Genomic DNA, 438 nt, shown 5'->3' with positions numbered 1-438 from the left:
TCCCTGGACGAGCGGCGGAATCCGTGCTGTTATGCCAAGTGCTGTTCGTGACAACGTTGTACAGCCGAACACAACGCACAGAACAGAACAAAGAACAGCGCGCAGAACGGTGGGTCCGAGCACACGAACAGCGGGACCGAGTACACGAACTGAGCACTGAGACCGAGCACTGAGCAGAGAGCCGTCACCTTCCTCACAGACGGAGGATCCGTGCGCATCAGACGACTCAGGGGCCGTTTAGCCCTGTTCCTGGCCGCCGCACTGGGAGTCGCAGGGCTCACCGCGACCGGCCGGACCGCGACCGCGGCCGAGGACGACCCGGTGGACATACGCGGACTGAAGGGCGAGTACTACACGCAGTCCGCCCCCGGCGCCTTCGACTTCCACGAGCTCAAGGCCACCGCCTTCGACCCGCACCTCGACTTCGACAACCTGGAG

1 protein-coding gene is annotated in these 438 nt (G+C 63.9%); it reads left to right on the top strand.

All coding sequences use genetic code 11. The features are described 5' to 3' along the window. Window positions 1-210 precede the first annotated feature (210 nt). A partial coding sequence (locus tag J0695_RS42090) for a hypothetical protein (RefSeq protein WP_206970072.1) occupies window positions 211-438 on the top strand: 228 nt, incomplete at its 3' end.

The organism is Streptomyces beijiangensis (genome assembly GCF_017315755.1).
Lineage (GTDB): Bacteria > Actinomycetota > Actinomycetes > Streptomycetales > Streptomycetaceae > Streptomyces > Streptomyces beijiangensis.
This window is presented reverse-complemented; position numbering and strand designations above follow the sequence as displayed.